This window comes from Halomicronema sp. CCY15110, assembly GCF_016888165.1.
In the GTDB taxonomy this organism is placed as follows: Bacteria; Cyanobacteriota; Cyanobacteriia; order Phormidesmidales; family Phormidesmidaceae; genus Halomicronema.
This window is the reverse complement of sequence record NZ_JACSWC010000353.1, coordinates 1-358: the sequence shown is the minus strand read 5'-3', so window position 1 is coordinate 358 and position 358 is coordinate 1. Positions and strand designations below refer to the sequence as shown.

Below are 358 nucleotides of genomic sequence, written 5' to 3'. Positions count from 1 at the left end.
TATTAGACGACAATGAGCCTGTCGGCTGACGACAACTAGAGAGGCGGATTTATTGATTTCGTCATCTGGATCCAAATAGTCAAATAAAAAAGACACTGAAGGCGTTTTCCCCGGTCAGGGAAGCCTTCAATGTCCAGACAAACCATTCAAAGTTATCAGGTCAAAGTGTATAAGAATGCCCGAGAGCTCGGTCTAAAACAGACCGAGGCGGCTGCCATTGCCGAATTTTCAGACCGGACAGGCCAACGGATTGAAGCGGGAGAGCATCAACCGAATCGAGGCCGCCTGCGAGACTGGAGCACCCGGAGCGACCCGTTAGCTGGGGTGTGGGAAGAGGAGTTGGAGCCGATGTTGAGGC

The 358-nt window shown here is 52.0% G+C and carries 1 pseudogene; it reads left to right on the top strand.

Annotated elements, in window-relative coordinates:
• Positions 1-129: 129 nt before the first annotated feature.
• Positions 130-358, top strand: a pseudogene (locus JUK32_RS16980) (IS21 family transposase); the annotation flags it as partial.